Origin of the sequence: Streptomyces sp. NPDC059455, assembly GCF_042750115.1 — a bacterium.
GTDB lineage: Bacteria > Actinomycetota > Actinomycetes > Streptomycetales > Streptomycetaceae > Streptomyces > Streptomyces endocoffeicus.
On record NZ_JBHYVB010000447.1, the window covers coordinates 1 to 2,567 of the forward strand.

4 protein-coding genes are annotated in these 2,567 nt (G+C 68.3%); 3 read left to right on the forward strand and 1 reads right to left on the reverse strand.

Features of this window, described 5'->3' with window-relative positions; genetic code table 11:
• Positions 1-189: 189 nt before the first annotated feature.
• A complete protein-coding gene (locus tag ACFXB5_RS53370) occupies positions 190-573 on the forward strand; it encodes a tyrosine-type recombinase/integrase (protein ID WP_385223279.1) in 384 nt (127 codons plus the stop codon).
• Positions 570-884: a helix-turn-helix domain-containing protein gene (locus tag ACFXB5_RS53375; protein ID WP_385223273.1), complete on the forward strand. Its 315-nt coding sequence runs from the start codon at positions 570-572 to the stop codon at positions 882-884. Before ACFXB5_RS53370 ends, ACFXB5_RS53375 begins: the two co-directional genes overlap by 4 nt.
• Positions 885-1,247: 363 nt before the next feature.
• Here the strand turns inward: ACFXB5_RS53375 and ACFXB5_RS53380 are convergent, their stop codons facing one another.
• On the reverse strand, positions 1,248-1,499 hold the full coding sequence (locus ACFXB5_RS53380; protein ID WP_385223275.1) for a hypothetical protein: 252 nt from the start codon (positions 1,497-1,499) through the stop codon (positions 1,248-1,250).
• 104 nt (positions 1,500-1,603) lie between these two features.
• Here ACFXB5_RS53380 and ACFXB5_RS53385 point away from each other — a divergent pair, with 104 nt between their 5' ends.
• Positions 1,604-2,521, forward strand: a complete 918-nt coding sequence (locus ACFXB5_RS53385; RefSeq protein WP_385223277.1) for a tyrosine-type recombinase/integrase — start codon at positions 1,604-1,606, stop codon at positions 2,519-2,521.
• Positions 2,522-2,567: the final 46 nt, after the last annotated feature.

Genomic DNA, 2,567 nt, shown 5'->3' on the forward strand with positions numbered 1-2,567 from the left:
GAGGAAGTACGGGCCCGCCGCGAGGGACTATGCGATGTTCCGGACCCTGTATCACGCTGGCCTCCGCTCGGACGAAGCATCGCTGCTGGACAAGCCGGACCTGCACTTCTCCCGCGGCCCATTCGGCAAGCTCCATGTCCGTTCGGCAAGGGCGCCCATACTTCCGGACCGCGGCCTCGCTGGGTGCCCATGCTCGATGGCCTCGATCTGGTGCTGCGATGGTTCCTGGAGGATGTGCGGCCCCAGTTCCCCGGCTCGCCGGTGCTGTTCGCCGACGAGTCCGGCGGCAATCTGCATCGCGGGACCATCCGCAACCGACTGCGATATCTGATGGAACTCGAGCGCCGCCCGTCGGCCGACCGGTTCAGCCCGCATGCCTTGCGAAGAGCGTGTGCGACCCACAACTACGAACGCGGCGTCGATCTCGTGGCCATCCAGCAGATGCTCGGACCCTGGACGGTCAGCTCAACCATGCGATACGTCCGGCCGTCGGCCACCTTTATTGAGGACGCCTATCAACGGGCCGTCGCCAGCACCCTGGCCGAGCTGACCGGGAAGGACACCACAGCATGAGGATCCAATGGCGGCTGCGGATGACCGCCGCCCAGCGCGAGGTCTGGACCGGGACCGAGCTGCGGCGGCTGCTGGCCGAGAAAGCCGGCCTGGAACTGTCCTCGGCCTCGGTGTCCGCCCTGTTCACCAAGGAGCCCTCGCAGGTGAAGATGACCACGCTGGCCGCGTTGTGCACCGCCCTGGAATGCACCCCCAACGACCTCATCGAGGTTGACACCACCCCCGTCGAGCGGCCGATCGCACCCCCTCGCCCCGTCGCTGACCTGCCCAAGGCCGTCTCCGCCCGGGGCCGGTCGATGCCGCCCCTGTGACGCCCGGGGGCCGCGATGGGCAAGAAACAACGCGACTGCGTCACCTGCGGAGCCCCTGTCGGTTATCGCGACCGACAGCATTGCTGCCGATGCTGGCGCCGGATGAAGGAGTCGCAGGCCAGGGCGACGTGCCCGTCCTGCGGTCTCGACCGGGTGTTGCAGCCGGACACCGGCCGGTGCATCCTGTGCTCGCGTATCTGCGAGCAGTGCGGTCATCCGGTGCGGTCTGCGAAGAGCCGACTCTGCCGCGACTGCCGGAACAAGGCCAGACGGCTCGCGGTTCAGCGACTGTGTCCTCGCTGCGGCAAGCCGGGCTATCTGCGTGAGCAGACCGGCTGGTGCGGGCCGTGCTCGCATCCGGGATCACCGAAACAGCCGCCCAGGATCTGCAGCGAGTGCGGGCAGCTGCGGCGGCATGCCGGGCTGGGGCTGTGCTCGCCTTGCTGGCAAAAGCACCCCGGCCGCCCCTTCATCCGCGGTGAACACCTCCGTGAACGTCTTGCCGAACCGCCTTTCTGGCTGGGCGAGTTCGTCGCCCATGTCGCCGCCCGGCACCGCGTTGCGAGGGCCTGCGGCTTCGTCACTGACCTCGGCCGGCTCCTGGAGGACGAGCACTCCAACTCACCGCAGGCCCTGCTGGAACGATCGCGTCGGCCCGGACGGTCGATGGGCTCCTTCGCCCGTGCTCTGGAGGACTTCTTCACCCGTCGCGGCTGGCCTTGCCCACCGACCAGGCCGAGCGGCTGGCCGTCGGCCGTCGTCGCCGCCGTGTCGAGGCCGTGCCCGAGCCACTGCGGTCGGCCGTGGCGGCGTTCGACGCCGACCGGATGAGTTCTCAGGAACGGGCCCGCAGGGCCGGCACCCGCCCTCGCAGCAACCACACCCTGGAAACAGCACTGGCCACCATGCGTGACCTCGCGCTCTTCCTCGTCACCGAACGAGGCAAGGACGACTGGGCCCTGGTCGACGTGCACGACCTCGAAGCCTTCCTCGCGACGCTGCCCAAGGCTCGCAAGCGGCGGCTGATCGTGCTGCGGCAGTTCTTCCGCTTCGCTCGTGCGCGGAAACTGCTGCTGGTCGACCCGACCCGCACTCTGGCCGCCAAGGAGTCGAACGGATTCCGCGGCCAGACCCTCACCCTCGACCAGCAGCGCGAGCTCTTCCGACGCTGGACCACCGACGAGCATGTCCACCCCCACGAGGCCCTGGTCGGGATACTCGCCCTGCTGCACGGAGCTTCCAGTCTGGAGGCTCGAATGCTGCAGGTCAGTGACGTGGACGCGCAGGCCCGAACGGTCCGGCTCGGCAAACGGCCCCACCCTGTTCCACTCGACCCCGCCTCCTGGGCCGTGCTGGAGCGATGCCTGGCCCACCGCTCCTCCTGGCGGACCGACAACCCTCACGTCATGGTCACCAAAGGAACAAAGGCCGGGCAAAGCCCGGCCTCAACTGCCTATCTCTCCCACGCCCTTGACGACTGCGGCTTCCCGCCCCGAACGATCCGCAGCACCCGACTGGTCGACCTGGTAAACACGATGGACCCCAAGCTCGTCGCCGCGGCGTTCGGCATGGACCCGCAGGCCACCTTGATCTATCTCGCCGACCACGTCGACGAAGGACGCCTGCCGAACCCGTGAAGTTTCGGCAGCACCTTGCACGAGTTCGCCGGAACATGTGCGCTTT

What these genes read in the sequence shown, in the direction of transcription:
- ACFXB5_RS53375 (WP_385223273.1), top strand. Translation starts at nt 570, where the DNA reads ATGAGGATCCAATGGCGGCTGCGGATGACCGCCGCCCAGCGCGAGGTC.
- ACFXB5_RS53370 (WP_385223279.1), top strand. Translation starts at nt 190, where the DNA reads ATGCTCGATGGCCTCGATCTGGTGCTGCGATGGTTCCTGGAGGATGTG.